The organism is Gordonia abscondita, from assembly GCF_032711245.1.
Lineage (GTDB): Bacteria > Actinomycetota > Actinomycetes > Mycobacteriales > Mycobacteriaceae > Gordonia.
The window spans coordinates 1,919,220-1,944,140 of sequence record NZ_CP128986.1; the positions used below are offsets into that span (position 1 = coordinate 1,919,220).

Sequence of the window (24,921 nt, forward strand, 5' to 3'; positions counted from 1 at the left end):
CTCGTTCCGGCCGCGCTACGTCATAGCTGGTTGGACGGTAGGAAACGTAACACGCAAGCGTCAGTCGCCTGCGGTCGCGCCGACCGTCCGCCACAGGAACTCGTAGGCGAGGGACTCCTTGAACGCCGACTGTTTGTTGTCCGCGGCGCCGCCGTGCCCGCCTTCGATGTTCTCGTAGTAGCGGACACGATGTCCGGTCTCCTCCAGCCGCGCCGTGAACTTGCGGGCATGGCCGGGGTGAACCCGGTCGTCGCGGGTGGACGTCGTGACGAGCAGTTCCGGATAGTCGACGTCGGCGCGGACCAGTTGGTACGGCGAGTACTTCGAGATGAACTCCCATTCGGCCGGATCGTCGGGGTCCCCGTACTCGGCCATCCACGAAGCGCCCGCCAACAGCAGGTGGTAGCGCCGCATGTCGATGAGCGGTACCTGGCACACGAGCGCGCCGAACAGTTCCGGATAGTTCGTCGTCATCACGCCCATTAGCAGGCCGCCGTTCGACCCGCCGCGAGCCGCGAGGGTCTGCGGCGTCGTCCAACCGCGTGCGACGAGATCCCGCGCGATGGCCGCGAAGTCTTCGTACACGAGGTGACGGCCGGCCTTCTGCGCCTGCGTGTGCCACGTCGGCCCGTACTCGCCGCCGCCGCGGATGTTCGCGTAGACGAAGATCCCGCCGCGCGCGATCCAGTTCCGCCCGGTCACCCCCATGTAGCCGGGCGTCAGGGCGTTCTCGAAGCCGCCGTAGCCGTACAACAGGGTGGGGCCCGATTCGACGTCGTCGCGTTTGATCACAAAGTAGGGGACCTGCGTGCCGTCGTCCGAGGTCGCGAAGATCTGCTGCGCCGTGACCGCCGAGGAGTCGAAGTGTTCGGGCGACGCCTTGATCGGCGTCACCCCGGTCGTCGCGTCGCCGTAAAGCAGCGACGGAGCCTGGGTGAACGAACTCGACGACAGCCAGATTTCGTCGCTGTGGTCGGGGTCGACGTCGACGACGCCGACGGTCGCCAGTTCGGGGACGCCGGGCAGATCCGCAGGCGTCCACGAGCCGACCTCGAACGCCTGGAGGCGGGTCGCCACGTCGTGCAAGGTCGTCAACACTAGGCGGGTCCGGGTGAACGCGTAGTCCTGCAGGCTCGTGTGCGAGTCCGGCGCGAACAAGACGCGGTGTGCGCGGTCGCCGGATATGAACGCCGGATAGTCGAAGACGAGCAGTGAGCCGGGCTCGCGTTCGACGCCGTCGACTATCCACGACGACTTCGGCGACACCATCAGATAGTCCCGGTGCACGGCGTAGGCGGCGTCCGACGGGATGTCGATCGGGACGAGCGCACCGTCTATCACCTCGAAGTTGTCGGTGTTGTAGAAGTCGGTCGCCCGATACGCGAAGTGACGTCGATAGCCGGGTGTCGGATCGAATGCCGCGCCAACGGCGACATCGCCGACGCTCCCGGAGAACACCGTGTCGGCCTGCGACAGATCGGTGCCGCGAGTCCACCGTTTCACTACACGCGGATAGCCCGACGACGTCCATGACCCCTCGCCGTCCGGCTGCTCACCGAACTCGGTACCCACGTAGACGGTGTCGCGGTCGATCCACGAGACGTTCGACTTGTTCTCCGGAAGTTCGAACCCGCCGTCGACCCACGCGCGGGAGGGCACGTCGTATTCGCGGACTACCGTCGCGTCCGCGCCGCCGCGGGAGAGCGAGATCAGCGCGCGGTCGTAATCGGGCCGCAGCATCGACGCTCCGGCCCACACCCAGTTCTCGCCTTCGGTCTCGCGCAGTTCGTCGACGTCGATGAGCACGTCCCACTCGGTCACGTCCCGGCGATATTCGTCGAGCGTCGTCCGACGCCACAGACCGTACGGGTGCGTCGCGTCCCGCCAGAAGTTGTAGAGGTAGTCGCCGCGACGCCGCACGTACGGGATCCGGTCGTCGGTGTCGAGGATCTCGAGGGTGTCTGTCTGCATCTGCGCGAACCGCTCGGAGTCGGTCAACTCGTCGACCGTGGGAGCATTGTGGGCGCGCACCCAGTCGAGGGCCTCGTCGCTGTCGACTTCTTCGAGCCAGAGATACGGATCGTTGGCGGTCGTGTTCGCATCAGTCACCGGGTCCACGTTACGTGCGGAGCCGGATGGCTGGCGGACCGATCTAGGACGTCGAGCTTCGAATCTGGCCAGGAACCCGGTGAACGGGCGGTGCGCCGACACTGCGCCGATATGCTTATCCGCGGTTTAGACCGGCCGCAAGTCTGGAGGATTCGTGAGTCGAGAGACAACGCCGCTGTGGATGGTGTCCGTAGCGCTGGTCATCGTCCTGGTGGTGGCGTGGCTGCTCGGCGCCATCGCTCGATGGCTCCTACGCGGCCGTGCGAATCTGCGCGCATCCGTCTCGGTCGTCCTCGCGATCCTCGGCAGCGCGGTCGGCCTCCTCGTCGAATGGGCGATCTGGCCGACGGCGCATCTGCGGACACCGTGGACCGTCCTTTTCGGGCTAGCGGGATCGGTGGCCGCAGTGTTCGTCTACGGACTCGCCGCCGCCCACTTCCAACGTCCGGACATCGCTCCGGTCGACGAACTCCTTGTGGCTGGCGAGTCCGACCGGCTCGAGTTCAAGTCGTCGGCGCGCGTCAACATGCGTACCGGCGATAAGGACGCCCGGATGGAGCAGGTGATCGCCAAGACCGTCTCGGCGTTCCTCAACGGCGACGGCGGAACGCTATTGATCGGGGTCGACGACGACGGAGTGCCTCTCGGTCTCGACGCCGACTACGCGACACTGCGCGTCCCCGACGCCGACCGCTATGAACTCTGGCTGCGCGACTTGCTGGTCACCTCGGTCGGGCAGAACGCGGCCGCGCAGGTTGCGATCGCCGTCGAAGACGTGACCCGTGACGGTGTCCTCCGCCCCGTCTGTCGATTGCGCGCTGTCGCGTCGCCTCGTCCGGTGTATCTGCGACCAGGTAAAAGCGCCGACCGCGAGTTCTGGGTCCGCACCGGAAACTCGACGCGTCGGCTCTCCGTCGATGAAGCAGCCGAGTACGTCATGCTGCGCTGGCCGCTCGGACTCGGATCGTCGCTCGCCGCCCAGGCGAAGGCCGCAGTGCGTTTTGGCGGTGGCTGAGGCGGGTCAGCGTAGGGCTGTCGGCTCCTCGACTTCCACGTCGGTCTCCGGGCCGGCGTGCTGCTCGGGGATGTCGGTGCCGCGCAGTGACGCACCGGCGGTCTCCTTGAGGAATGCCAGCGCGACCATGCCGACTACACACGCGAGCATCATGTACAGCGCCGGGAACTCCAACCATCCGGAGCTGCTCACCACGGATTCGTTCACCAGCGGAGCGGTGCCGCCGAACACCGCGGTCGACACGTTGTACGCGATCGCGAAGCCCGCGTAACGGACGTGGGTCGGGAACATCGCCGGGAAGGTCGCCGAGATCGTGGAGAGCTGCGGTAGGTACAGCAGACCCAGAATCAGGAACCCGATAATCGCCCACGCGAGGCCCTGCCCCATCAGCCAATACATCGGGAGCGCGAAGATGAACAGTCCGATGAGCGACGTCCACCACATGGGTTTTCGGCCGACCCGGTCGGACAACGCGCCGAAGAACGGGATCAGCGCCATCATCGTGAGCTGCCCGATGAGAATGACGATCGAGCCCTGGGCCTCGTCCATCCCGAGGGTGTTCTTCAAGTAGTCGGGCTGGTAGGCGAGGAGCGTGTACTGCGTGACGTTGAGCGCCACGACCATGCCGAACATGATGACGATCGGCTGCCAGTAGTCGACGATTGTCGTCTTCAGCTGCGCGAATATCGACGGTTCGTCGACGTGCTTCTTTCGAGCCTTGTCCGTGCGCGCGTTGTCGACCTCGGTGAAAACCGGTGAATCGTCGAGTTGCGACCGCAGGTACAGCCCAACGATGCCGAGCGGCAACGCGAACAGGAATGGCACGCGCCATCCCCAGGTCGCCATGTCGTCGGCGTCCAGCCAGATCTCGTGCTCGGCGAGGGTATCGAGAATGAGCACGAAGCCGGTACCGGCCGACAAGCCGGCGAGAGTGCCGAATTCCAGGAAGCTGCCCAGTTTGCCGCGCTTCTTATCCGGCGCGTATTCGGCCATGAACGTCGCGGCGCCGCCGTACTCGCCGCCGGTGGAGAAGCCTTGCACCACACGTAGCAGGATCAGCAGGACCGGAGCCCAGACACCGACTGAGGCATGCGTCGGCAGGACGCCGATCAAAGCGGTGGCCACCGAGATCAACAGGATAGTCATGGCGAGAACGGCTTTGCGGCCCAGCCTGTCGCCGATCGGGCCCCAGACGAAGCCGCCGAGTGGCCGCAGCAAGAATGAAACGGCGAAACCGAGCATCGTGCCGATTCCGCCCAACTCCCCGGGGAAGAAGGCGTCCGTGAGATAAGTGGTGGTGGCGGCGTAGACGCCGTAGTCGTACCACTCGGTCGCGTTACCGATCGCCGACCCCATGATGGCCTTGCGAACGGCCTCAGGTTTGGGTGCGGTGAAGTCTTTTGTTGATAGCGCGTCTGCCATCGTGCCTCCGATGTGTGGCCGAGACGGCGAGGTTCGGCTCTGTCGGGCCGGTGGGCTCGACGCCGCGTTGAGTCGCGGAAGCACCATAATCTCGACGGCTTCTCAGCCAATAGACAATCGAGGGGTCGTTCCCCCCGAACGGACTAATTAATCCGTAGCACTATTGGCGCGGGAGGGAAACTCGAACGGTCGCATTTTAGATCGTTCAGCCGGGTGATTCTGCAGGTGACAGAGGGTCTGGAACCTCTCTGTCGCGAATTGGGCAACGCGTCTTCGAGTAGATGCTCGGCATGCACAAATTGCAGTGCACACACCGTGAAACCGTCGAAGGGTCGTTCTGGATCAATAGTGGCAAATCGGGTTCCCGGAGTAGGGCGCGGCCCATCGCGACGAAGTCGAATCCCTCATCGAGGGCGGTCTGAATGCTCGCGCGATCGGTGATTCCGCCGAGCAGGATGAGCGGCATCGAGACGGCCTTGCGGAGTTCTCGGGCCAACGGCAGCAGGTACGTGTCTCGGTATGGGTAGTGCCGAAGAAACAGCGGCCCGGCGGCCTTCAGGCCCAGCCGCATGGCGCCGTCGAATGCTGCTGCGAACTCTGCGCGCGGCGCCTCTCCGTGGAACAAGTACATCGGATTGAGCAGTGAGCTGCCTGCCGTCGGCTCGATGGCGTCGAGGAATCCGTCCGCTTCGAACAAGCGGGCCGTCTCGCATGCCTGGTCGACGTTGAGGCCGCTCCATGGGTGACCGCCTTTGCCGGTGCCGGGCGTGCCGACTCCGTCGAACATGCTTAGTTTGGCCCACACTGCGGCCTGGTCCCCAACCGCGTCCCGTACTGCTTCGATCACCTCGCGTGCCAGTCGGGCGCGCCCTTGCGTGCTGCCCCCGTATCCGTCGCGCCGGTGGTTGAGCAGCGGCGACAGGAACGAACTGATCAGATAGTTGTGGCCGCAGTGGATTTCGATCGCGTCGAAACCGCAGTCGACAGCCTGTCGTGCCGCGTCGGTGAACTGGCGCGTCAACGTCGCGATCCCGTCGGCGTCGAGTCGCTTGGTTAACGTCATGCCCATCGGGGCGGGGATGCGTCCCGGGCCGAGAGCGGGGGCCCGGTTCGAGATTGAGTTCGCGACCGGCCCGGCATGCCCGAGCTGTGCGGCGGCCAGTGCGCCCTCGCCGTGGATCGCGTCGGTGAGTAGACGAAGTCCCCCGGCGGCTTCGGGGCGCAGATGGATCTGGTGCCGGTCGGTGCGCCCTCCTGGGCTCACCGCACAGTAGGCGACCGTGCTGATGCCGACACCGCCCGCGGCAGCCTCCCGATGGAACTCGATGAGATCGTCGGTCACCAGGGCGTCGGGCGTCCGGCCCTCGAACGTCGCGCATTTGATGAGCCGGTTGCGCGGCGTGATCGGGCCGAGCCTCGCGGGGCTGAACGGATCGGGGGTCACGGCCGGTTCCTTCCATGCCCGCCCGATGGGGATGCATCGGCTGCGGGAGCTGGATCGGAGGCGGGGGATTGGTGCACTGGTGCGCTCAAGCCTGCGGTGAGGAAGTCGGCGAGAGCGGAGACTGCGGCGACGCTCGGTGGGGGCCGGGTGGACAGCTCGGTCATCAGGATCGAGAACGCGAAACGCCACCGACGACGGGCGGTGCTCTCGTCGACGTCGATCGTCGACGTGAGAATGCCCACCCACGCCTGCGTTCGGAACCACGTCGCCGTCCAGGGCAGGTCGGGGTGGGTCAACACGAAACGACCGAGAATCGACAGCAACGACGCGGTGGTCGGATCGTCCCGAAGCCGGACAAGGGGGGTGAGTATCGCGTCGACGATTTCGCGGACGGTCACCGGCCCGCGCGTCAGTCGATCGAGTGGGGTCGACCAGAACGGGGCCAGACGGTCCTGAAGCAGGGCTGCGACCAGGTCTTCTCGGGAACCGAAATGGTAGTGGACCGCTGCCGGGTTGACGCCGGCATGCGCGCACACTGCGCGGACGCGCAGATCTTCGTACGACGTCGTCGCGAGCAGCTGTTCAGTCGCGTCGAGTAGTCGGGCGCGGGTCACGTCAGTCGCCATGTGGTGAAGTGAATCACAAATCAATCACTGATTCAAACGATGATTGAAACTGCCTGTCTCTTGCGCGTGCGACGACCGGCCCGCGAGCGTTAGGCTTGACGCCGTGGCTGAACATTTTGAAACAGTTGTCCTCGGTGGTGGCCCTGGTGGGTATGTGGCCGCGATCCGGTCCTCCCAGCTCGGCAAGAAGACTGCCGTCATCGAAGAGAAGTGGTGGGGAGGCGTCTGTCTGAACGTCGGATGCATCCCGTCGAAGGCGCTGCTCCGCAATGCTGAGCTCGCGCACGTCTTCAATCACGAGGCGGCGACCTTCGGTATCAGTGGTGAGGTGTCGTTCGACTTCGGTGCGGCGTTCGACCGCAGCCGGACGGTGTCTGACGGCATCGTCAAGGGCGTCCACTTCCTGATGAAGAAGAACAAGATCACCGAGATCGATGGTTACGGCGAGTTCGTCGACTCGAAGACGATCAAGGTCGGCGACCGGGTGATCACATTCGACAACGTCATCATCGACACCGGCTCCACCGTGCGACTGCTGCCCGGTGTCGAGCTGAGCGAGAACGTGGTCACGTACGAGACCCAGATCATGACGCGGGACCTGCCGAAGTCGATTGTCATCGTCGGGGCGGGCGCCATCGGCATGGAGTTCGGCTACGTGCTCGCCAACTACGGGGTCGACGTCACTATCGTCGAGTTCATGCCGCGCATCCTGCCGAATGAGGACGCCGACGTCTCCAAGGAGATGACCAAGGCGTACAAGAAGCTCGGCGTCAAGATCATGACTGGTACCGGAGTTCAGACGATCGACGATCAGGGCAGCCAGGTGGTCGTCACCTACAAGGACGCCAAGGGCAACGACGGCAGCCTGACTGTCGACAAGGTGCTGATGTCCGTCGGCTTTGCGCCGCGCGTCGAGGGCTTCGGGCTCGACAAGATCGGTGTCGCACTCACTGACCGCGGAGCCATCGCGATCGATGACTTCATGCGCACCAACGTCGACGGCGTCTACGCGATCGGCGATGTCACGGCCAAACTGCAGCTCGCGCACGTCGCTGAAGCGCAGGGTGTCGTTGCCGCGGAGACGATCTCGGGCGCGGAGACCATGCCGCTCGGCGACTACCGGATGATGCCGCGCGCCACGTTCTGCCAGCCACAGGTCGCCTCGTTCGGTCTCACCGAGGAGCAGGCCAAGGCCGAAGGCTACGACGTCACGGTCACGAAGTTCCCGTTCTCGGCGAACGGCAAGGCGCAGGGCCTTGCCGCTCCGTCCGGCTTCGTCAAGCTCATCACCGACGGCACGAACGACGAGCTGATCGGCGGCCACCTGGTCGGCGACAACGTCTCGGAGATGCTGCCCGAGCTGACTCTCGCGCAGAAATGGGATCTCACGGCCAAGGAGCTGGCACGCAACGTCCATACCCACCCGACGATGAGCGAAGCGCTGCAGGAAACCTTCCACGGCGCGATCGGCCACATGATCAACCTGTAGGTATTCGGCTACAGGACCCGTTTCGACCAGGACCTCGTCCGAGGGTGCCCCTTATCGGTGGCGCTCGCCGGACGGGGTTCTGCGTAGCTGCGGCACCTGTCCGGTGATCAAGGGCGCGATCACGCTGGCGATCATCATCGAGACCGCCATGCTGAGCAACGACAGCGCTGCGTTGGTCCCGAGACTTCCCAGCTGCTGATCAGCGGTGATCGCGCCGCTGACGGCGACGAACCCCATCGATCCAGGGACCATGAGCCAGAACACGGGCAGGAACATCGACAGCACGCTCGGGCGGCCCGTCACGTGCGCGTTTATCGCCCAGGCGACCAGCAGAGCGGCACCGACCGCGATGCCGCCCGCGAACGCCGACTGCATGACTTTCCCCAACAGTGCGTTGAGCCAGAACGTGCCGATCGCAAGCGTGAGGACCCACAGCCACAGGCGCCGTGGTGTGCAGAAGTAGAGCATCGCGCCGATCGCGAATACGGGTGCCGACAGGCCGAGTACCCATGCGGGAGCCTGGGAGTCCGTGAGGTCTCGTAGGTCGGATGACGTGATCCCGGCGATGTCAATGGCCAACGCCAACCCGAATGCCATCGACAACAGGATCACTAGCGAATACACCAGGCGAGACGTTCCCGCGATCATGTCGCCTGCCGTGATCTCGATCAGTCCCGTGGCGAGTGAGGCTCCGGGAATCAGCGTCACGACAGGTATGACGGCCAGCCGAACCGGGTCCTCGAACCCGCCGTGGACTGCCCAGAGCGTGACTGCCAGGGTGGATACGAAAGTCAACAGGACCGGCATCAGTGCGGCCAACGTTCCCTTGACGTGTCCCCAGAGGACGATGCCCGCCAGGGGGATGGACACGGCGACGGCGGCGATCGTCGCGGGGATGCTCATGCGGAAGCAGAACGCGAAGCCCAACGCCATCAGCGCATAGCCGACCGCGCGGAGGGCTGTGTTCACCGGTGGGGGCGAACTCTCGATCGCCTGCAGCGCGTCGATCGCCTCGCTAGGTGTCAGTTGGCCGTGGCGTACACGGTGGACGACATCCTCGGTGTCGGCGATCTGATCGAACCGGTAGATCGATCCGGTGTTCGTGATCTGGGTCTGATTGGCGGTGCGGTCGAGCACGATGATGTAGTTCGCGAACACCTGGGTAACGATGTCGGTTTGGTATTTCGCGCAGATCTCCTCGATCACCTGCGTGGTCCGTGGAACCGGATAGGACGAGCGGTTGAGGGCGTTGCCGACCTCTGCGACCAGGGTCAGCATCTCGTTCTTGTCCGCAGGACCTGGGTGCTCGGGTACAGCGTGTGGCATCGCTACTCTCTACATGACCCTGAATATGCGACTAATCGGCCGTGCGGCTAGTCGACGATTTCAGCCAATTTCTTCTCGACGCGTCCTTGAATCTCTCGGACTCGCTGTTCCGCGGATTTCACTTCGCCGCATGCCTTGGTCGCCTCCGCGATGGCCTCACCGATGAGCGCGGCCTGCTTGATCGAGACGATGTGAAACCTGTGGTGCTTGCGGAAGTGCGAGTGGACCTCGCCTGCGATGCCGCCTTGGACGGCGAGGTCGCTGAGCAGATCGAGCTTCGCCTCCCCGGAACCCTCGGTGAAATCCAGATCCGACAGATCCACCCACACCAGGTTGGGGGTGGTAGTCGACTCAAACGCGTACCTCAGATTGGTCAGGTCGATCACCACTTGCCACAGGGTCTGGGACGCATCTGGTTTGCCTGGCTCCGGGTTGCGGAATGGCTGTGCGCAGTTCCGAATGATGCTCATCATGGCGGCCATCGCCTGGACCTGTGACGTCGGGGTCGGCTGGTCGTTGACGTAGTACAACGCGCGGGCGAACCGATCGGAAGCCAGACACGTGCCCGGCAAGGGATCGTCGCCGCCCAGGCCCTGGTACTTCGTCACTAACTCGAGCTGCTTGTCGTAGGTCGGAGAGTTCGTCATGACCAGGTAGTCCCGGCTATGGAAGATCGTCAACTCACCGTCGATGTACTCGAGGATCGCCGAGTCGCCGGTCGCGTCGTCGAGGGCGAGGTGGATCGCCGGGCTGCTCCCGCCGGTCGGATCCGTCATCGGAACGACCTGCGGGTTGTTCTCCCGCGACCACACGACGGCTTCGGCGACCGTCATGAAGTTGTCGAGATAGAACTGCAGCCAGACCGACATCGCGAGTTGCGTGCGCGACGAGGATGGCGTCCCGTAATCAGACTCGGCCAACCACAGGATGTGGCCTGCGAGCCCCTTCTCGTTGAGTCCGTCTGTCGATAGGACGTCGTAGACGCCCGCGACGATGCTGCCGTATTTGGCCGTCCACGAGAAAGCACCGTCGACACGGTCATCACGTTTGACGCCACGCGGCAGCTTCCAGAGGTTGGTATGGAGATTCTGGTGGAAGTCCATGTTTCGGCCGACGATGACTGAACCGCCGGCGTCCGGCCACAGGATACGAGTGCACATTAGATCGTGTAACCGCCGCGGTTGCTGGCCACTTTGCCCTCTTTGAGTACGAGCAGGATGTTGTCGTGGTCGGCGAGCGAATCGATGTCGGCGAGCGGATCACCCTTCACGACGACGACGTCTGCGAGCTTGCCCGCCTCGAGAGTGCCGAGGGTATCCGCGACGTCGCACAACTCCGCGGACGTCTTGGTGCCTGCGACGATCGCCTGCATCGGCGTCATGCCGCCGAACTTCACCAGGCAGCCGAGTTCGGCGAGGGTATCGCCGTGGTCGGGAACCAGCCCGGCGTCGGTGCCGACGGCCACCTTGATCCCGGCCTCGACCGAAGCCTGGATCGACTCGTGGGCCAGCGCATGCCATTTGGTGCTCTTTGCGACGGCCTGCGGCGTCGCGGTGTCGGGCTTGAGTGTCTCGATCAGCGTCGGCACCAGGAACTGTCCGCGCTGCACCATCTCGGTGCGCAATTCGTCGTTGAGCGCGTAGCCGTGCTCGACGCTCTGCACGCCGCCCTGCACCGCGGCCTGGATCCCGGCGAATCCGATGGCGTGCGCGGCGACCTTGCGGCCTCCGTAGTTGTGCGCCTCCTCGACGAGCGCGGCGACGATCTCGGTGCGTGCACCGAGCCAGTCGGGATCGTCGGAGGGCGAGGTGACACCGCCGCTCGATGCGATCTTGAGAACATCGACGCCTTCGCGGAGGAGCTGGCGCGCCTCCTTGCGTGCCTCGTCGACCGAGTCGACGACCACACCGCCGATCAGGCCGGTACCGTCCAGGCCGGACGGGATGTGGAAATCGGCGTGACCGCCGGTCTGACTGAACATTTTGTCGGCTACCAGAAGGCGAGGACCCTCCACTAGACCATGCTTGACGGCGTCGCGGACACCGACGTCGACGCCCATCAAGTCGCGAACCGTGGTGACGCCGGCGGCGATCGTCGTCTTCAGGCGTCCGATGAGTTGGAAGAAGCGGTACGACTCGGGAACCATCGCGGCCATGATGGGCGACCCTTTGGTGCCCGGCAACGACAGGTGGACGTGGCAGTCGAAGAAACCGGGCACAACGGTATTGCCGCCGATGTCGACGCGGACGGGATTCGTTGTCGCGTCAATCTGTGGGGCGTTGGCGGAAGGCCCGGCGTAGGTGATCTTCCCGTCCTCGATCACCAGAACAGCGTCGGCGACCGCGGGGCCACCTGTGCCGTCGATGAGACGGGCGTTGTGCACAATTGTTGTCGTCACAGAGTTAGCTTGTTCGGCGTCGTCGCCGAATGTGTGGTGCCGTGCCGGATATGGCATGAAAACGGCTCAAATCTGGCGCAGGTCGGCACCATAACCGCTCCGATTACTGCTTCGCGGTCGGCGGTTCGGCACAATAGCGAGGTGACCGCTCAGCATCGTCGATGGGCCTGTGCCGCCGAGACTTCGCTGACGGCTGTCCTGGGCGTCCATCGGCGGGGCCACGGCGACCCGGCGTACCGAGTCGCCGCGGACGGGTCGGTATGGCGGGCCGTCCACACGCCGGCCGGGCCCGGCACAATCGCGTTGGTTCAACGGTCCGGAGTGATCTCGGCTCGCGGGTGGGGGCCGGGCGCCGACTGGCTTCTCGACGCAGCGCCCGAGTTGACTGGATCTGCTGACCGCCCTGATGAACTCGTCGTCGACGATCCGGTGATCGTACGTCTCGCCGCCCGTGCACCGGGTCTGCGGATCGGACGTACCGGCCGAGTCTGGGAGGCGCTCGTGGCGTCGATCTTGGAGCAGAAAGTGACCGGCACGGAAGCCTATCGAGGCTGGCGGTACCTCCTCAGCCACTACGGCGAGCCCGCGCCGGGGCCGGTGCCGTCGGACATGCGGGTTCCGCCGCCTCGCGAGGTCTGGCGCGACATCACCGAATCCGATTGGCACCGGAGCGGTCTTGAGCCGGTGCGTATGCGGACGATCCGTGCGGCAGCCCTGGTGGACGTCGAATCCAAGGCTGATGTCCTGACTGCGCTGCGCGGTGTCGGAGAGTGGACAGCGGCGCATACCCGGATCCGGGCGCTCGGTGATCCCGACGCGGTGCCGGTCGGCGACTACCACACGCCGTCGGTAGTGGGGACCGCGCTGATCGGGGAGCGGATCGACGACGCCCGGATGCTCGAACTCCTCGAACCTTATCGGGGCCAGCGGTATCGCGTGATCCGATTGTGCGAAGTAGCCGGCGGCATGCCGGAACGGCGTGGGCCGCGGATGTCGACCCGCGACTACCGGGAGTTCTGAAGAAGCGGACGGTCGGTCAATCGTAGGCTGACGGTGCAGTCGTCGACTGTCGTCGCCTGGACCAGGTAGCCGACGCCGAAGGTCTCGGCGATCACGTCGAGGGCTTGTTCGGCCACGCCGCGGACGGTCCCGCGGGCTATTTCCGGTAGGACGCCAGTGATGTCGGCGAGCGGACAAGAGCAGATCGTCACGTGTTGAGCATGCGGATCGGACGTGATGTCGGTGATGCTCAGGCCCAGCTCGGCGAGCGCGGCCTGCACGGCGATGACAGGGTCGGGCAGCGCGGTCTGCGCCGCCTGCGCCGCATGTCGACGCGCCCATTCTCGCCCGCCGGCGGCAGCGGCGTCCTCGCGCGCTCTGGCTGTTGTGCCGAGTTGCATCAGCAGTAGGTCGTTTAGGCTGTCCGCCGCGGCGGGTGGCGCGATCCGGTATGCGACTCGAGGACGTCCGACCCCCTCGGGCGCTAGCTGTTCGGTGATGGCGATGCCGTCGGTCACCAGGTTGTTCAGGTGGAATCGAGCAGAGGTCACGTGCACGCCAAGGGCGTCACCGACCTCGGTCGCGTCCAGTCCCACGTCCGAGCTTTCCAGGAGTTCGCGAACACGATCGCGTTGACGAGTTTTGGTCGCTTCGGACATGCGCCGATCCTATGTGCCGCCCGGAGGTGCCGTTGACGCGCCGGCCGTTATTTGCCGTGGACGATCACCAGGGTGACGGTTCCGTCGCTGACCGCGTACAACGAGTGGGGGACGCGAGCGTCGACGCGGATCGCGGTGCCCGGTTCCAGACGCAGCGTCTGGCCGTCGACAGTGAAGTCGATCCCGCCGTTCTGACCGAGCACCACGATTGGGTGTGCGGCGAGATGCTCGGCCATCATCTGCCCGGCGCGGAATGCGAGCCGGACGACAGTCTCGGAGTCACTGCGGTTGATCCGGGTGATCGCCGGCCGTTCACCGTCCCCGTCGCAGTTCGGGTCCGCCAGCCCCGTCAGATACGTGAACGCCGGTTCGGTCATCACGAGGCTTTCGGTGCGCGGGCGTGGACGTACTGTCCGACGCCGGTGACGGTCTGTTCGAGATGCTCCAGCCCGAGGAGACGCATCCGATTGGAGAGCTCGTCCAGATCGAAGACGCGGAGCCCGACGAGCCCGGCCAGCGTGGTCCCGCCCGGCAGCGCGGCGACCGAGGTCTTCGCCGACGCGAACACGATGATCTCGCCGCCCGGCGCGCATACGCGTGCCATCTCGTCGAGCACCGGCAGCGGGTCCGGGATCAGGTAGAGCGCGGCCAGGCACAGGACAGTGTCGAAGGTGCTGTCGGAGAACGGGAGACGGTGGGCGTCGCCCCGCACGAACGTCACCCGCTCGGCACGGTGGTCGCGCACCGCCTGCTCGACCATCGCGGCGGAGAAGTCGATACCGACGTACCGGCCGTCGCCGGTCAGACCAGACGCCGCGTCGTCGCTGTGATTGCCCGGACCGCAGGCGACGTCGAGGACGCGCCGGTCGCCGGGCCGCGCGAGGTAGGCGCGCAGCGCGTGGTCGTAGTCGGCGGTGCCCGAGCCGCCGAGGCTGAATCCGCGAGTGAAGATCGGCCGCCACGCTCTCTCATAGACGAACGAGAACGCCCGGCTCCCCATCGCTCGCTGGGCGATAGACGTCATTTTCGGGGCCCGAACTCGTCGCGCTGCACGCGCAGCACACCGATCGTTGTGGCGAGCGAATCGTACTGTCCGACGAGGAGGAGGAACGCGATCGCCTGACGCTCTGTCAAATGTCGGCGCAGGGCCGCCCACGTCGGATCGGTGAGATCACGGTCGGCGACCAGTTCGTCGACGGCGAGCAACAGTGTTCGCTCACGGTCGCCCCATTCCGCGTCCGGGCCTTCGATGATGTCGTCGAACGCGGTGTTATCGATGCCTGCCTTCGCGCCGAGGCGACGGTGATGATCGAGCTCGTAGTCGCATCCGCGTTGGTGGGCGACACGGATGATGATCATCTCGGTTTCCCGTCGGGACAGTTCGCCGAACGGCATCATTCGCGAGGAGAAGTGCAGCCAGCCGCGGAACAGCCCTTTGCTTCGGCCGAGGGTGGCGAAGATGTGGGCGTTGTCGGTCCCGGTCGCGACCGACATAGCCCTGACCACCAACCAGTTGATCGGCCCTAGGTCGCCGAACGTGCCGGGTGAGACTCGAGGTGTGCTCATGGTTCGACGGTAGACCACGGACAACGGATCGGGGATCGGCGATCGGGTATGGGGCGCAGACCAGCCTCAAGTCATTGTGTACGGGGAGACGGTGCTGCGGTGCTCGTCGATCTTGAGCGTGGAGCCGAGCGGAGGGAAAGCGCGCTGCGGGCAGTCGCGCCGATCGCAGACGCGGCAGCCCGCGCCGATCGGTGTCGCTTTCGCGTCCGTGCCGATCTCGATCCCGTCGGAATAGATGACCCGGTTCGCGTGGCGTAGCTCGCAGCCCATACCTATCGCGAATGTCTTGCCGGGCTGACCGTAGCGCGCGGCCCGACGTTCCACGGTCCGCGAGACCCAGAAGTAGTCGCGCCCGTCCGGCATCTCGGTGATCTGCGTAAGGATCTTGCCGGGCGCTGTGAACGACTCGTAGACGTTCCACAGTGGGCACGTACCGCCGCTGGACGAGAAGTTGAAGCCCGTCGCCGACTGCCGTTTGGACATGTTGCCTGCGCGGTCGACGCGGACGAAGGTCCACGGCACACCGCGCAGATTCGGGCGTTGCAGCGTCGAGAGCCGGTGGCAGATCGTCTCGTACGAGACCGCGTAGAACGCCGACAGCCGCTCGATGTCGTAACGGAAGTCTTCTGCCGCGCCGTGGAATTGGGTGTACGGCAGCACCGCTGCCGCCGCGAAATAGTTCGCCAAACCTTGACGCGCCAGCGCTGCCGCGTCGTCGCTGGAGAATCCGCCGTCGTCGACGAGGTTGGTGATGAGGTCGTCGAACTCCAGGTACGCCAGCTCGGCAGCCACCTTGAATCCGCGCTGACCGGCACCGAGCGCCGCCGAGAACTCGAGCTGCCGTCGTTCGGGGTCGAAGCGGTGCAGCACGTTGTCGCCGAGGTCGACGCGGCGCACGATGCGGACGCCATGCACGTCTTCGAGCCGGGACGTCAGTTCGGCGCGCAGGTCAGCGGAGTGCATTCGCATGCGCGATGTCAGGTTTTCGGCTGCCTCGTCGAGTTCGTGGACGTAGTTGCGGCGTTGATAGAAGAAGTTGCGGACCTCTTCGTGTGGCGCTGAGATCGTGCCGCGCCCGCTGTGGTCGCCGCGACCGGCGGTTGCCGCCGCCAGTTGCTCGGAGACGACGCGGTACCGGCTGTACATGCCGACGAGCGCTTCGGCGATGGCCCGATGTGCGCCGACCATCGTCGAGACCTCGTTGGCGTCGCTTGCCGCCGGATCGAAGTCCAGGTCTTCGTCTAGGAGTGCCTCCCGCAGCTCAGCGACCAGCCGGACGTCGTCCTGAGGGTCGAAGAACCCGATGTCGATGCCGAAGATCTCGGTGATCCGCGCGAGCACCGGGGCGGTGAGCGGGCGTGTGTCGTGCTCGATCTGATTCAGGTATGACGCCGAGATCCCCAACGTCGACGCCATCGTCAGTTGGGAGAGCCCACGTTCGCCCCGAAGCCTGCGGAGTCGGGCGCCGACGTACATCTTGTTGCCGCTCATGCCTGAATGCTTCTTCCTGTGGGCCGTCGGTCGGTTGGCTGGTCGGTCAATCGGCTGGCGAATCCGTCGATCGGTCTATCCGTCGCCGACACCCGGTACCGTGACCGCGTGCGCAGCAGAACTCCCCGTGCTTCATTTCCCAATACGTCACGTCCGGGTGCCACCATCATGGCCGCAGTGGTCGCCGCTGTCGCGGCGACTGTTCTCGCGGCGTGCGGCGGAGGCGGTCAGACTGACGTCGGAACGCCGCTCCCCGGCCGCCTCGTCCCGAGCGATCGGCTGCCGAAGGGCTTCACCGCGGTGCCGTATCAGGTTGGCGACATGATTGCCGCGAACCGATCGACTCTCGAACAATCGGAGAAGGTCGGTTTCGTGCCTGCGCAATGCCGTCCGACGGCCGATGCCGAGTTCAACCCCAAGCTGACCGAGGAGAACACCGTCCTCCTGGCCGCCCAGTCGGTTTTGGATACACAGTCGGGTTCGGGCACTCTGACCGAGCTGGTCAGCACGGTGCGTCGCAACGTCGACGCGGACCGACGGGACACCAGCGGCGTGTGTCGGGTCGTGACCTCCACGCCGACCATTGGCGCGCTGGCCGGAGCGCGGATCGTCAACACCTCCACGGAGTTGCCTGCGTTGCGAGGCGACCCGGACCTGCGCGAGGAGGTGGAGCAGGCGTATCTCGTCCGGACGGACTCGGTGACGACGTTCGCCGACGGCTCGGTGCGCGCACGCAGCTCGTATCTGGCGAATGTGCTGGTGGCGTCGCCGGATGGTCAAGTCTTTACGCTGCAGCTCGGCGCCGGTGGCGGCGATACGTCCGGAACGGCTCGGAGTGAGCCCCCGGTATCCGAGGAGGTGTTCACCGATCTGGTGCGATCGGCGGTTGAACGAGTTGCGCAGCCCTAGAACCAGTACCCGCGGGTAGGTGATATCTGTCACACTTGCGTAAGGTTGTGGTCGATGTGCGGGCCGAGTAAGCGAGGCGTTGCCGCCGTCCTCGCCAGTAGGGGTCGCGATGTTTTCCCAGTACGCGCGTACTTTTTTGTTGCAAAGGGCTGGATGGTGCACCACCTGATATTTGCAATCTTTGCAAAATATGGCAATGGGGTGCCTGAACTTAACACCGGAATGGTCTGGACCAGGACGTTTCTTGTGTGGCAACCTTTTAGCAGGCATCGCCTCAAAGTGTGAACCGGTTCGCAACCGGTGAACGCTAAGACCGAAAGCAGACACTGCGAAGTCGCAGTTCTAACGAAAGCGAAGGCTATGAGCAACGTCGGAAAGCCGCGTACCGCTGCCGAGATCCAGCAGGACTGGGACACCAACCCCCGCTGGAAGGGCATCAAGCGCGAGTACACCGCAGAGCAGGTCGTCGAGCTCCAGGGCTCGGTCGTCGAAGAGAACACCCTCGCCAAGCGCGGCGCGGAGATCCTGTGGGACGGCGTCACCAAGGGTGACGGCAGCTACATCAACGCACTCGGTGCACTGACCGGCAACATGGCTGTTCAGCAGGTCCGCGCAGGCCTGAAGGCCATCTACCTCTCCGGCTGGCAGGTTGCCGGCGACGCGAACCTCTCGGGTCACACCTACCCGGACCAGTCGCTGTACCCGGCCAACTCGGTCCCGAGCGTCGTGCGTCGCATCAACAACGCCATGCTGCGTGCCGATGAGATCGCCGCGGTCGAAGGTGACAACGCGGTCGACAACTGGGTCGTTCCGATCGTCGCCGACGGCGAAGCCGGTTTCGGTGGCGCCCTCAACGTGTACGAGCTGCAGAAGGCCATGATCGCAGCGGGCGCCGCAGGCACCCACTGGGAGGACCAGCTCGCTTCGGAGAAGAAGTGTGGCCACCTCGGCGGCAAGGTGCTGATCCCGACCCAGCAGCACATCCGCACCCTGACCTCGGCTCGTCTCGCCGCCGACGTCGCGAACACCCCGACGGTCGTCATCGCCCGCACCGACGCTGAGGCAGCAACGCTGCTCACCTCAGATGTCGACGAGCGTGACCAGCCGTTCCTGGACGGCACCCGCACGAACGAGGGCTTCTACGGCATCAAGAACGGCATCGAGCCCTGCATCGCTCGCGCCAAGGCCTACGCCCCGTACGCAGACCTGATCTGGATGGAGACCGGCAAGCCCGACCTGGAGCTCGCTAAGAAGTTCGCGGAGTCGGTTAAGGCCGAGTTCCCGGACCAGCTCCTGGCCTACAACTGCTCGCCGTCGTTCAACTGGAAGCAGCACCTGGACGACGACACGATCGCCAAGTTCCAGAACGAGCTCGGCGCGATGGGCTTCACGTTCCAGTTCATCACCCTGGCCGGCTTCCACGCCCTCAACTACTCGATGTTCGACCTGGCTCACGGCTACGCCCGCAACCAGATGTCGGCATACGTCGAACTGCAGGAGCGCGAGTTCGCTGCTGAGGAGCGCGGCTACACCGCCACCAAGCACCAGCGTGAGGTCGGCGCAGGTTACTTCGACCGGATCGCCACCACTGTCGATCCGAACACCTCGACTGCAGCCCTCAAGGGCTCGACCGAAGAGGGCCAGTTCCACTAGGAACTCCGCCCGACTTCATTTACTGAGGTCGAAGCCATGACGATCCCGGGTCGGGTGGGGCATTGCCCCTGCTCGACCCGGGATCGTGTGCATTCGCCCCTCCCCACGGCACGGCAGGAAGTCCCACATGGCAAGCGAGAAGATCGCTCGCGTCGGCATCGTCGGTGCGGGACGGATGGGCGCGGGCATCGCCGAAGTATGTGCCCGCGCGCAATGTGATGTCCTCGTGCACGAGCCTGCCCGTGATCTTGTCGCCGTCGGTCGCAGCCGCATCCTCGACTCCCTCGACCAGGCGGTGTCCAGCGGAACGTTGACTGCCAGGGAACGCGAACGCGTGTCGAATGGTCTCCGATTCACCAGTGACCTCGCTGACTTCGCCGATCGGGACCTCGTGATCGAGGCGATCGTCGAAGACGAGGAGGCGAAACTCGACGTCTTCGGCAGGCTTGATGCGGTCGTCGGGTCCGCGGCGATTCTCGCGTCGAATACCTCGTCGATTCCGATCGCCACGCTGAGTGCGGCGACGTCCCGGCCGTGCAGGCTGGTTGGTATGCACTTTTTCCATCCCGTTCCGGAACTCGCGCTGATGGAGCTGGTGACGACGTCCGCGACCGACGACGCCGTCGCACGATGTGTTCGCGAGTTCGCACACGATGTCCTCGGCAAGCATGTGATCTGTTCGTCGGACCGGTCGGGTTTCGTCGTTAACGCACTCCTCATGCCGTACCTGCTGTCGGCGGTGCGGATGGTCGAGAGCGGGTTCGCGCGGGTCGAGGACATCGACACCGCGATGGTCCTCGGCGTCGCGCATCCGATGGGGCCGCTGCGTCTCGCCGATCTCATTGGGCTCGACACCGTCGTCGCGATCGCCGACCGCATGCACTCCGAGTTCGACGAGCCGATGTACTCGCCGCCACGTCTGTTGCGTCGCATGGTCGACGAGGGGCGTCTGGGCAAGAAGGCAGGCCTCGGGTTCTATCGCTATGGCGACCGCGTGACGGCCGACATGTGAACACCGTTCACGGGGGTTTTGCTAGCACTGATCCCAACCCCGAAGTTGATCGACTGATCGTTTCTGGCAGGTTGATTGCGCAGGTCCGCGAGGTTTCCAGTGCGCCGATTTGCGATTGCCAATCGTGACTTCAGCCACGATAGCTAGCAAAGTGCTTGCAGTTGCTAGCGGGCTGGACGATACTCAGGGTGTCAGATAAAACCCGTGAACAGGAGGCTCCCATGAGCACCGCCGAACGCACCCTCCCCACCCCGCTCTTCGCCGTCGTCGGCGCAGGCGATGCCGCAGTCCAGGAAGTCAAGGACGCCGTCGCCGAGCTGCGCACGCGCATCAGTGGGCTGCCCGAGGAAGTCCCCACCCTTGACGAGCTGCGCGGCAAGCTCACCGCCGACGAGCTCCGTAAGCTCGCTGACCCGTATATCGAGACCGCGACCGGCCTCTACAACTCGTTCGCCGAGCGTGGCGAGACCACCGTCGCCCGCCTCCGCGAAAACACTGTCGTCGCCGAGAACATCACCCGCGTCGAGAAGGCCTACAACGACGCCGTTGACCTCACCGAGGATGCGCTCGGCGCAGTCTCCTCGCAGACCCGCGCGGTCGGTGAGCGCGCGGCAGGACTCGTCGGCCGTGCAGCTGACCAGGTCGAAGATGCTGCCGTCGATCTCGCCGAAGCGTCCGACAAGGCCGAAGCTGTCGCCGAGCAGGTCGAGAAGGCCTCCGCAAAGGTGAAAGCTGACAGTGTCGCCGCTGCGCAGAAGGTGGCAGGCGCCGCCGGAACTGTCGAAGCTAAGGCCCGCCCGGCCGCGAAGAAGGCGGCTCCGGCTCGTAAGCCTGCTGCCAAGAAGTAGTTTCGTTCTGCCGGTCGGCCCGGGGTTGCCTCACGCGCAATCCCGGGCCGACCAGCAGTCTCAGCGTCAGCCGTTCAGCGAGGCACGTCGTGCTCTCACGGAATCCATGTCGGGTCGGCGACCCAGCCGCTCACCGAGCGTCGCCCGGAAGCGCAGGCATGGGCAACGGGTTCGCGGCGAACGCCACGGGATCACCGTTTCGGGCAACGATGCCGACCAGTGCGCTCCACACCAGCATCGTCAACTCGTCCACGAGCTGTGTCGTCGGCTGGTCGCGAGTCACCAGCCATCCGTCGACGGCGCGGATGATCGCGCCGACGATGGCCGTCGCCCACGTTTTGGCGCCGTCGATTTGCGCACCCCGCACTCCGAGGCGCTGCTCGATCGTCGACCGGACAGCGCCGGTGAAGATCCGTTCCGTGTACGCGGCCGAATTGGTGCCCGCCGACCGTCCCGTCGTGAACACATAGACGTTCGGATCCGTCGACACCGTCCCCACATAGACGCCGATGACGGTTCGCACCAAGTCATAATCGGAGAGATCGTCGGTCAGCACATCGGTCAGCAACGGCAGGAGCGTCGTCTCCATGTACGTGACCGTGACCGCTGCCGCCAGATCGTTCTTGTCGGTGAAGTATCGATAGAGCACTGTCTTCGACACCCCGACGTGCGCCGCGATCTCGTCCATCCCGGCGTTAGGTCCGAGCGCGCGAATCGCCTCGACTGTACCCTCGGTGAGCTCTGTCCGCCGAGCCTGCTTGTGGTGCTCCCACCGCTGCTTGCGTCCGTCTCCGGCGACCGCTTCCACCGCAGGTGTGAGAATCCGCTGCTCGAGTTCGCGAGTAAGCGTGCGTGCGGCGTTCACTGCGACCGAAGCGGTCGACAACGGGTTCAGGGTAGGCATCACCTAGCAACAGTAGTAGGTGTTCGGGAACACTGTGTACGTGTCGACAACCTTCCGGTCCCAGCCGTCCGCGCCGAAACCGACTCCGACCGTGTTAGGAGCCGCAGGCGACGAGCAGCGGGCGCGTGACCTTCGCAAGATGAAGATCGTCGCCACCGGCATGCTCGTGGGCGCCGCAGCGATCTACTTCCTGATGCGGTGGATCGAGCACCGCGACGGCTCCGATACAGCGGCCTGGGTCGGATTCGTGCGCGCGGCCGCCGAAGCAGGCATGGTGGGAGCGCTCGCCGACTGGTTCGCGGTGACCGCGTTGTTCCGTCAACCGCTCGGCATCCCTATCCCGCACACCGCACTCATCCCGCGGAAGAAGGATCAGATCGGCGAGCAACTCGGCGAGTTCATCGAAGAGAACTTCATGACCACCGAAGTCGTCGTCGACCGCGCCGTCGGCCTCGACATGCCGGGACGCGTGTCCCGGTGGCTCGCCGACCCGGTCAATGGTCCCCGCGTCAACGACGAGGTGTCGCGCGCCATCCGTCTCGGTTCGGAGATGCTGCGCGACGAGGACGTCGAGAAGTTCATCCAAGCAGTCCTGAAGTGGGCCGCCGAACCGTTATGGGCTCCGCCCCTCGGCCGGGTCCTCGAACAACTCGTCGACGAAAACCGGGTCGAACCGATCATCCAGATGCTGTGCGATCGCGCCCACGAGTGGGCGCTCGACAGTCAAGAGCTCATCGACCGGGTCGTCGACCGCGACGGCCCCGCCTGGGTGCCGTCATTCGTCAATAATCTCGTCGGCGACAAGATCTACCGCGAACTCACCGAATTCACTTACAAGGTGCGCGCCGAACCCGACCACGATCTACGACGCGCCATGCACGACTTCGTCAAAGACTTCGCGGACGAGTTGCAGCACGACGAGGCGACAATCGCCAAGTTCGAAGACATCAAGGGCGAACTCCTCGGCCGCGACGAGGTTACCGGCGCGGCGTCGACCGCCTGGCAAGCGGGCAAGGACGTCATCGAGCAGATGCTCGACGACCCGTCGTCCACCCTCCGCACATCGATCTCCGACGCTGTCGTCCGACTCGGCGTACGGATCAGCCACGACCGACCGCTCCAGGACAAGATGAACTCCTGGATCGCGCGGATAGCCAAACACGTCGCCGACAACTACTCGACCGAGATCATCTCCGTCATCACCGACACCGTCCGCGGATGGGACGCCGAGGAGACCAGCCGCAAGATCGAACTCCAAGTCGGTCGCGACCTCCAGTTCATCCGGATCAACGGCACTGTAGTCGGTTCACTCGCCGGACTTGCCATCTACTCCGTCTCTGTCCTCGTATTCGGGTGACCAGTCCCACCACCCCGAGTGCTTGCATCTGCTAGCACAGTGTCGGCACACTGGATTGCGGGCGAGAAGAGAAGGTAGATCTGAACGTGAGCAGCTCCATACAGCGGTCCGACGACGAATCGGTCGGCGACGCGGGCCCGGCCGAAGCGGTCGCCGCGGCGGCCCAGGACATCGGCGGATTCATCCGTACGCAGCGGCTGTCGGCTCAAGTGTCTCTACGCCAACTCGCCGAGCGGGCCGGAGTCAGCAACCCGTACCTGTCGCAGATCGAGCGCGGCCTCCGCAAACCGTCGGCAGACGTCCTCGCGCAGATCGCGAAAGGGCTGCGGGTCTCGGCCGAAGTCCTCTATGTGCGTGCCGGGATTCTTGAAGAACGTCCGGCCAGCCCGGTGCGCGACGCGCTTCTCGTCGACGAGTCGATCAGTGAACGGCAAAAGCAGATGCTTCTCGAAATCTACGACTCGTTCCGTCGCGAGAACGGGCAGGCCGGCGAGAACACCGGAGGGCGGCGTGTCGCCTCGGGCTCGTCCGGCGACCCTGACAATGCGCGTGGGTAAGGTGGCGGGGTGACCGTTCAAAACCTGGTTCTCGACGCCCGGATGTACATCCTCCTCGTGGTGGGTGTCATCGCCGGGCTCTCGTCGCTCGCTGCGTTCGTGCACGCGCTGATCACGCGGCCGGACGCCTACACTGCGATCGACGCGCAGTCGAAGACGTTCTGGGTCGCGATCCTGGCCGTCGCGAACCTCCTCATCTGGCTGTTCGTCGTCGGTGGGATGTCAGTCCTCATTCTTTTCCTCGTCGGTGTCATCGCCACGATGGTCTACATCGTCGACGTCCGCGTGCGGGTCGACGAGATCCTGAACCGCAGCTGGTTCCGTAAGCTCGGATGAGCCACCGCACCGACGAGCCGGATCGACAGGCTAGGCAGTGACCGAATACCGCATCAACGAACTCGCTAACGTGTCCGGCGTCAGCGTCCGCAACATCCGCGTCTATCAGGACCGCGGACTGTTGCCCGCGCCCGCGATCCGCGGACGCACCGGCTGGTACTCCGACGAGCATCTCGTCCGGCTCAATCTGATCTCCCGCATGCTTGAGCGCGGCTACACGTTCGCCACCATCAGTGAACTCCTGCACGCCGCTCACTACGGGATGAAGGTCGAACACGTACTACGCGAGTCGCCGAAGAACAGTCGATTCAAGAGCATCAAACGTGCTGCCACGATCACCATCACCGAACTGCGCAAATCGCTTGGCGCGTCGGACCGGTCGATCGTCGTCAGTCAGAAGCTCGGCCTCCTCGTCAAAGACGGCGCGCACTACGCCGTGCGGAATCCGGAGGTCCTGGCCGGTGCGGAAGCTTTCGTAAAAGCAGGCATCGACATCGACGTCCTGTTGGACGTGTGGGTGCGAGTCGAACGCGACCTCGAAGATGTCGCGCATACCTTCGTCTCCCTCATCACCGACAAGTACTTCGACGAGAACCTTCCGTCGCTCGACGACCAGACGGTCACCCGGATCGCCGAGCTGATCCAGACGGTGCGCCCGATGGCGCACGAGATCGTCGAGTCGGCGTTCACCAAGGCGCTCGATGACGAGATCTCCAGAGCCGTCGGCCAAGCAGGCGAATACTTCGAGAGCCCGCGCGAGCCCAAGTCGGACGACGCGGCGCAATAGATAAGGGGCAAGAC

The 24,921-nt window shown here is 64.9% G+C and carries 24 protein-coding genes; 11 read left to right on the top strand and 13 right to left on the bottom strand.

What is annotated here, in order from left to right:
- Window positions 1-60: 60 nt before the first annotated feature.
- Window positions 61-2,109: a prolyl oligopeptidase family serine peptidase gene (locus MP11Mi_RS09045; RefSeq protein ID WP_420041950.1), complete on the bottom strand. Its 2,049-nt coding sequence runs from the start codon at window positions 2,107-2,109 to the stop codon at window positions 61-63.
- A gap of 154 nt (window positions 2,110-2,263) precedes the next feature.
- Between MP11Mi_RS09045 and MP11Mi_RS09050 the strand changes: the two genes are divergently transcribed.
- Window positions 2,264-3,124, top strand: a complete 861-nt coding sequence (locus tag MP11Mi_RS09050) for an AlbA family DNA-binding domain-containing protein (RefSeq protein ID WP_420041951.1) — start codon at window positions 2,264-2,266, stop codon at window positions 3,122-3,124.
- 6 nt (window positions 3,125-3,130) lie between these two features.
- On the opposite strand, the gene MP11Mi_RS09055 is transcribed toward MP11Mi_RS09050, so the two are convergent.
- The 3 genes from MP11Mi_RS09055 to MP11Mi_RS09065 all read right to left on the bottom strand — a co-directional run bounded on the left by MP11Mi_RS09055 (window position 3,131) and on the right by MP11Mi_RS09065 (window position 6,616).
- Entirely contained in the window at window positions 3,131-4,546 is a 1,416-nt protein-coding gene (locus MP11Mi_RS09055) for an MFS transporter (RefSeq protein ID WP_420041952.1), read from the bottom strand.
- 205 nt (window positions 4,547-4,751) lie between these two features.
- Window positions 4,752-5,990, bottom strand: coding sequence for an NADH:flavin oxidoreductase (locus MP11Mi_RS09060; protein ID WP_420041953.1), 1,239 nt, complete (start codon window positions 5,988-5,990; stop codon window positions 4,752-4,754).
- On the bottom strand, window positions 5,987-6,616 hold the full coding sequence (locus MP11Mi_RS09065; protein WP_420041954.1) for a TetR/AcrR family transcriptional regulator: 630 nt from the start codon (window positions 6,614-6,616) through the stop codon (window positions 5,987-5,989). Before MP11Mi_RS09065 ends, MP11Mi_RS09060 begins: the two co-directional genes overlap by 4 nt.
- A gap of 103 nt (window positions 6,617-6,719) precedes the next feature.
- Between MP11Mi_RS09065 and lpdA the strand changes: the two genes are divergently transcribed.
- The gene (lpdA, locus tag MP11Mi_RS09070; protein ID WP_420041955.1) at window positions 6,720-8,105 is read left to right on the top strand and encodes a dihydrolipoyl dehydrogenase; all 1,386 of its coding nucleotides are present in this window, start codon (window positions 6,720-6,722) and stop codon (window positions 8,103-8,105) included.
- 51 nt (window positions 8,106-8,156) lie between these two features.
- Here lpdA and MP11Mi_RS09075 read toward each other — a convergent pair whose 3' ends face one another.
- From MP11Mi_RS09075 to MP11Mi_RS09085, 3 genes are read right to left on the bottom strand one after another with little or no spacing between them, the layout of a single operon-like run.
- Window positions 8,157-9,431, bottom strand: coding sequence for a threonine/serine exporter family protein (locus tag MP11Mi_RS09075; RefSeq protein ID WP_420041956.1), 1,275 nt, complete (start codon window positions 9,429-9,431; stop codon window positions 8,157-8,159).
- A 47-nt stretch (window positions 9,432-9,478) separates the two neighbouring features.
- Window positions 9,479-10,591, bottom strand: coding sequence for a linear amide C-N hydrolase (locus MP11Mi_RS09080; protein WP_420041957.1), 1,113 nt, complete (start codon window positions 10,589-10,591; stop codon window positions 9,479-9,481).
- On the bottom strand, window positions 10,591-11,829 hold the full coding sequence (locus MP11Mi_RS09085; protein ID WP_420041958.1) for a metal-dependent hydrolase family protein: 1,239 nt from the start codon (window positions 11,827-11,829) through the stop codon (window positions 10,591-10,593). Before MP11Mi_RS09085 ends, MP11Mi_RS09080 begins: the two co-directional genes overlap by 1 nt.
- Window positions 11,830-11,970: 141 nt before the next feature.
- Between MP11Mi_RS09085 and MP11Mi_RS09090 the strand changes: the two genes are divergently transcribed.
- Complete coding sequence (locus MP11Mi_RS09090; protein ID WP_420041959.1) at window positions 11,971-12,849, top strand: DNA-3-methyladenine glycosylase family protein; 879 nt, start codon at window positions 11,971-11,973, stop codon at window positions 12,847-12,849.
- Here the strand turns inward: MP11Mi_RS09090 and MP11Mi_RS09095 are convergent.
- From MP11Mi_RS09095 to ramB, 5 genes are all read right to left on the bottom strand, one after another.
- Window positions 12,834-13,487 carry a helix-turn-helix domain-containing protein gene (locus MP11Mi_RS09095; RefSeq protein WP_420041960.1) on the bottom strand — a complete coding sequence of 218 codons (654 nt, stop codon included), beginning with the start codon at window positions 13,485-13,487 and terminating at the stop codon, window positions 12,834-12,836. The two genes, MP11Mi_RS09090 and MP11Mi_RS09095, sit on opposite strands and share 16 nt — an antisense overlap.
- A gap of 47 nt (window positions 13,488-13,534) precedes the next feature.
- Window positions 13,535-13,864, bottom strand: coding sequence for a cupin domain-containing protein (locus MP11Mi_RS09100; protein ID WP_420042050.1), 330 nt, complete (start codon window positions 13,862-13,864; stop codon window positions 13,535-13,537).
- The gene (locus tag MP11Mi_RS09105; RefSeq protein WP_420041961.1) at window positions 13,864-14,511 is read right to left on the bottom strand and encodes a class I SAM-dependent methyltransferase; all 648 of its coding nucleotides are present in this window, start codon (window positions 14,509-14,511) and stop codon (window positions 13,864-13,866) included. The genes MP11Mi_RS09100 and MP11Mi_RS09105 overlap by 1 nt, the downstream gene beginning before the upstream one ends.
- The gene (locus MP11Mi_RS09110) at window positions 14,508-15,053 is read right to left on the bottom strand and encodes a carboxymuconolactone decarboxylase family protein (RefSeq protein ID WP_420041962.1); all 546 of its coding nucleotides are present in this window, start codon (window positions 15,051-15,053) and stop codon (window positions 14,508-14,510) included. Before MP11Mi_RS09110 ends, MP11Mi_RS09105 begins: the two co-directional genes overlap by 4 nt.
- Before the next feature lie 66 nt (window positions 15,054-15,119).
- Window positions 15,120-16,544 carry an acetate metabolism transcriptional regulator RamB gene (gene ramB / locus MP11Mi_RS09115; RefSeq protein WP_420041963.1) on the bottom strand — a complete coding sequence of 475 codons (1,425 nt, stop codon included), beginning with the start codon at window positions 16,542-16,544 and terminating at the stop codon, window positions 15,120-15,122.
- Window positions 16,545-16,712: 168 nt separating this feature from the next.
- Between ramB and MP11Mi_RS09120 the strand changes: the two genes are divergently transcribed.
- The 4 genes from MP11Mi_RS09120 (at window position 16,713) to MP11Mi_RS09135 (ending at window position 20,966) form a co-directional block, all read left to right on the top strand.
- Entirely contained in the window at window positions 16,713-17,453 is a 741-nt protein-coding gene (locus MP11Mi_RS09120; RefSeq protein WP_420041964.1) for a hypothetical protein, read from the top strand.
- A gap of 360 nt (window positions 17,454-17,813) precedes the next feature.
- Window positions 17,814-19,106: an isocitrate lyase gene (gene aceA, locus MP11Mi_RS09125; protein ID WP_420041965.1), complete on the top strand. Its 1,293-nt coding sequence runs from the start codon at window positions 17,814-17,816 to the stop codon at window positions 19,104-19,106.
- A gap of 127 nt (window positions 19,107-19,233) precedes the next feature.
- Window positions 19,234-20,118: a 3-hydroxybutyryl-CoA dehydrogenase gene (locus MP11Mi_RS09130; protein ID WP_420041966.1), complete on the top strand. Its 885-nt coding sequence runs from the start codon at window positions 19,234-19,236 to the stop codon at window positions 20,116-20,118.
- A 221-nt stretch (window positions 20,119-20,339) separates the two neighbouring features.
- Complete coding sequence (locus MP11Mi_RS09135) at window positions 20,340-20,966, top strand: heparin-binding hemagglutinin (protein ID WP_420041967.1); 627 nt, start codon at window positions 20,340-20,342, stop codon at window positions 20,964-20,966.
- A 130-nt stretch (window positions 20,967-21,096) separates the two neighbouring features.
- Here MP11Mi_RS09135 and MP11Mi_RS09140 read toward each other — a convergent pair whose 3' ends face one another.
- Complete coding sequence (locus tag MP11Mi_RS09140; protein ID WP_420041968.1) at window positions 21,097-21,870, bottom strand: TetR/AcrR family transcriptional regulator; 774 nt, start codon at window positions 21,868-21,870, stop codon at window positions 21,097-21,099.
- A gap of 139 nt (window positions 21,871-22,009) precedes the next feature.
- Here MP11Mi_RS09140 and MP11Mi_RS09145 point away from each other — a divergent pair, with 139 nt between their 5' ends.
- From MP11Mi_RS09145 to MP11Mi_RS09160, 4 genes are all read left to right on the top strand, one after another.
- On the top strand, window positions 22,010-23,227 hold the full coding sequence (locus tag MP11Mi_RS09145) for a DUF445 domain-containing protein (RefSeq protein ID WP_420042051.1): 1,218 nt from the start codon (window positions 22,010-22,012) through the stop codon (window positions 23,225-23,227).
- A gap of 86 nt (window positions 23,228-23,313) precedes the next feature.
- Window positions 23,314-23,784: a helix-turn-helix domain-containing protein gene (locus tag MP11Mi_RS09150; protein WP_420038631.1), complete on the top strand. Its 471-nt coding sequence runs from the start codon at window positions 23,314-23,316 to the stop codon at window positions 23,782-23,784.
- A gap of 9 nt (window positions 23,785-23,793) precedes the next feature.
- The gene (locus MP11Mi_RS09155) at window positions 23,794-24,120 is read left to right on the top strand and encodes a DUF2516 family protein (protein ID WP_420712779.1); all 327 of its coding nucleotides are present in this window, start codon (window positions 23,794-23,796) and stop codon (window positions 24,118-24,120) included.
- Window positions 24,121-24,157: 37 nt separating this feature from the next.
- Window positions 24,158-24,907: a MerR family transcriptional regulator gene (locus MP11Mi_RS09160; protein ID WP_420038632.1), complete on the top strand. Its 750-nt coding sequence runs from the start codon at window positions 24,158-24,160 to the stop codon at window positions 24,905-24,907.
- Window positions 24,908-24,921 lie beyond the last annotated feature (14 nt).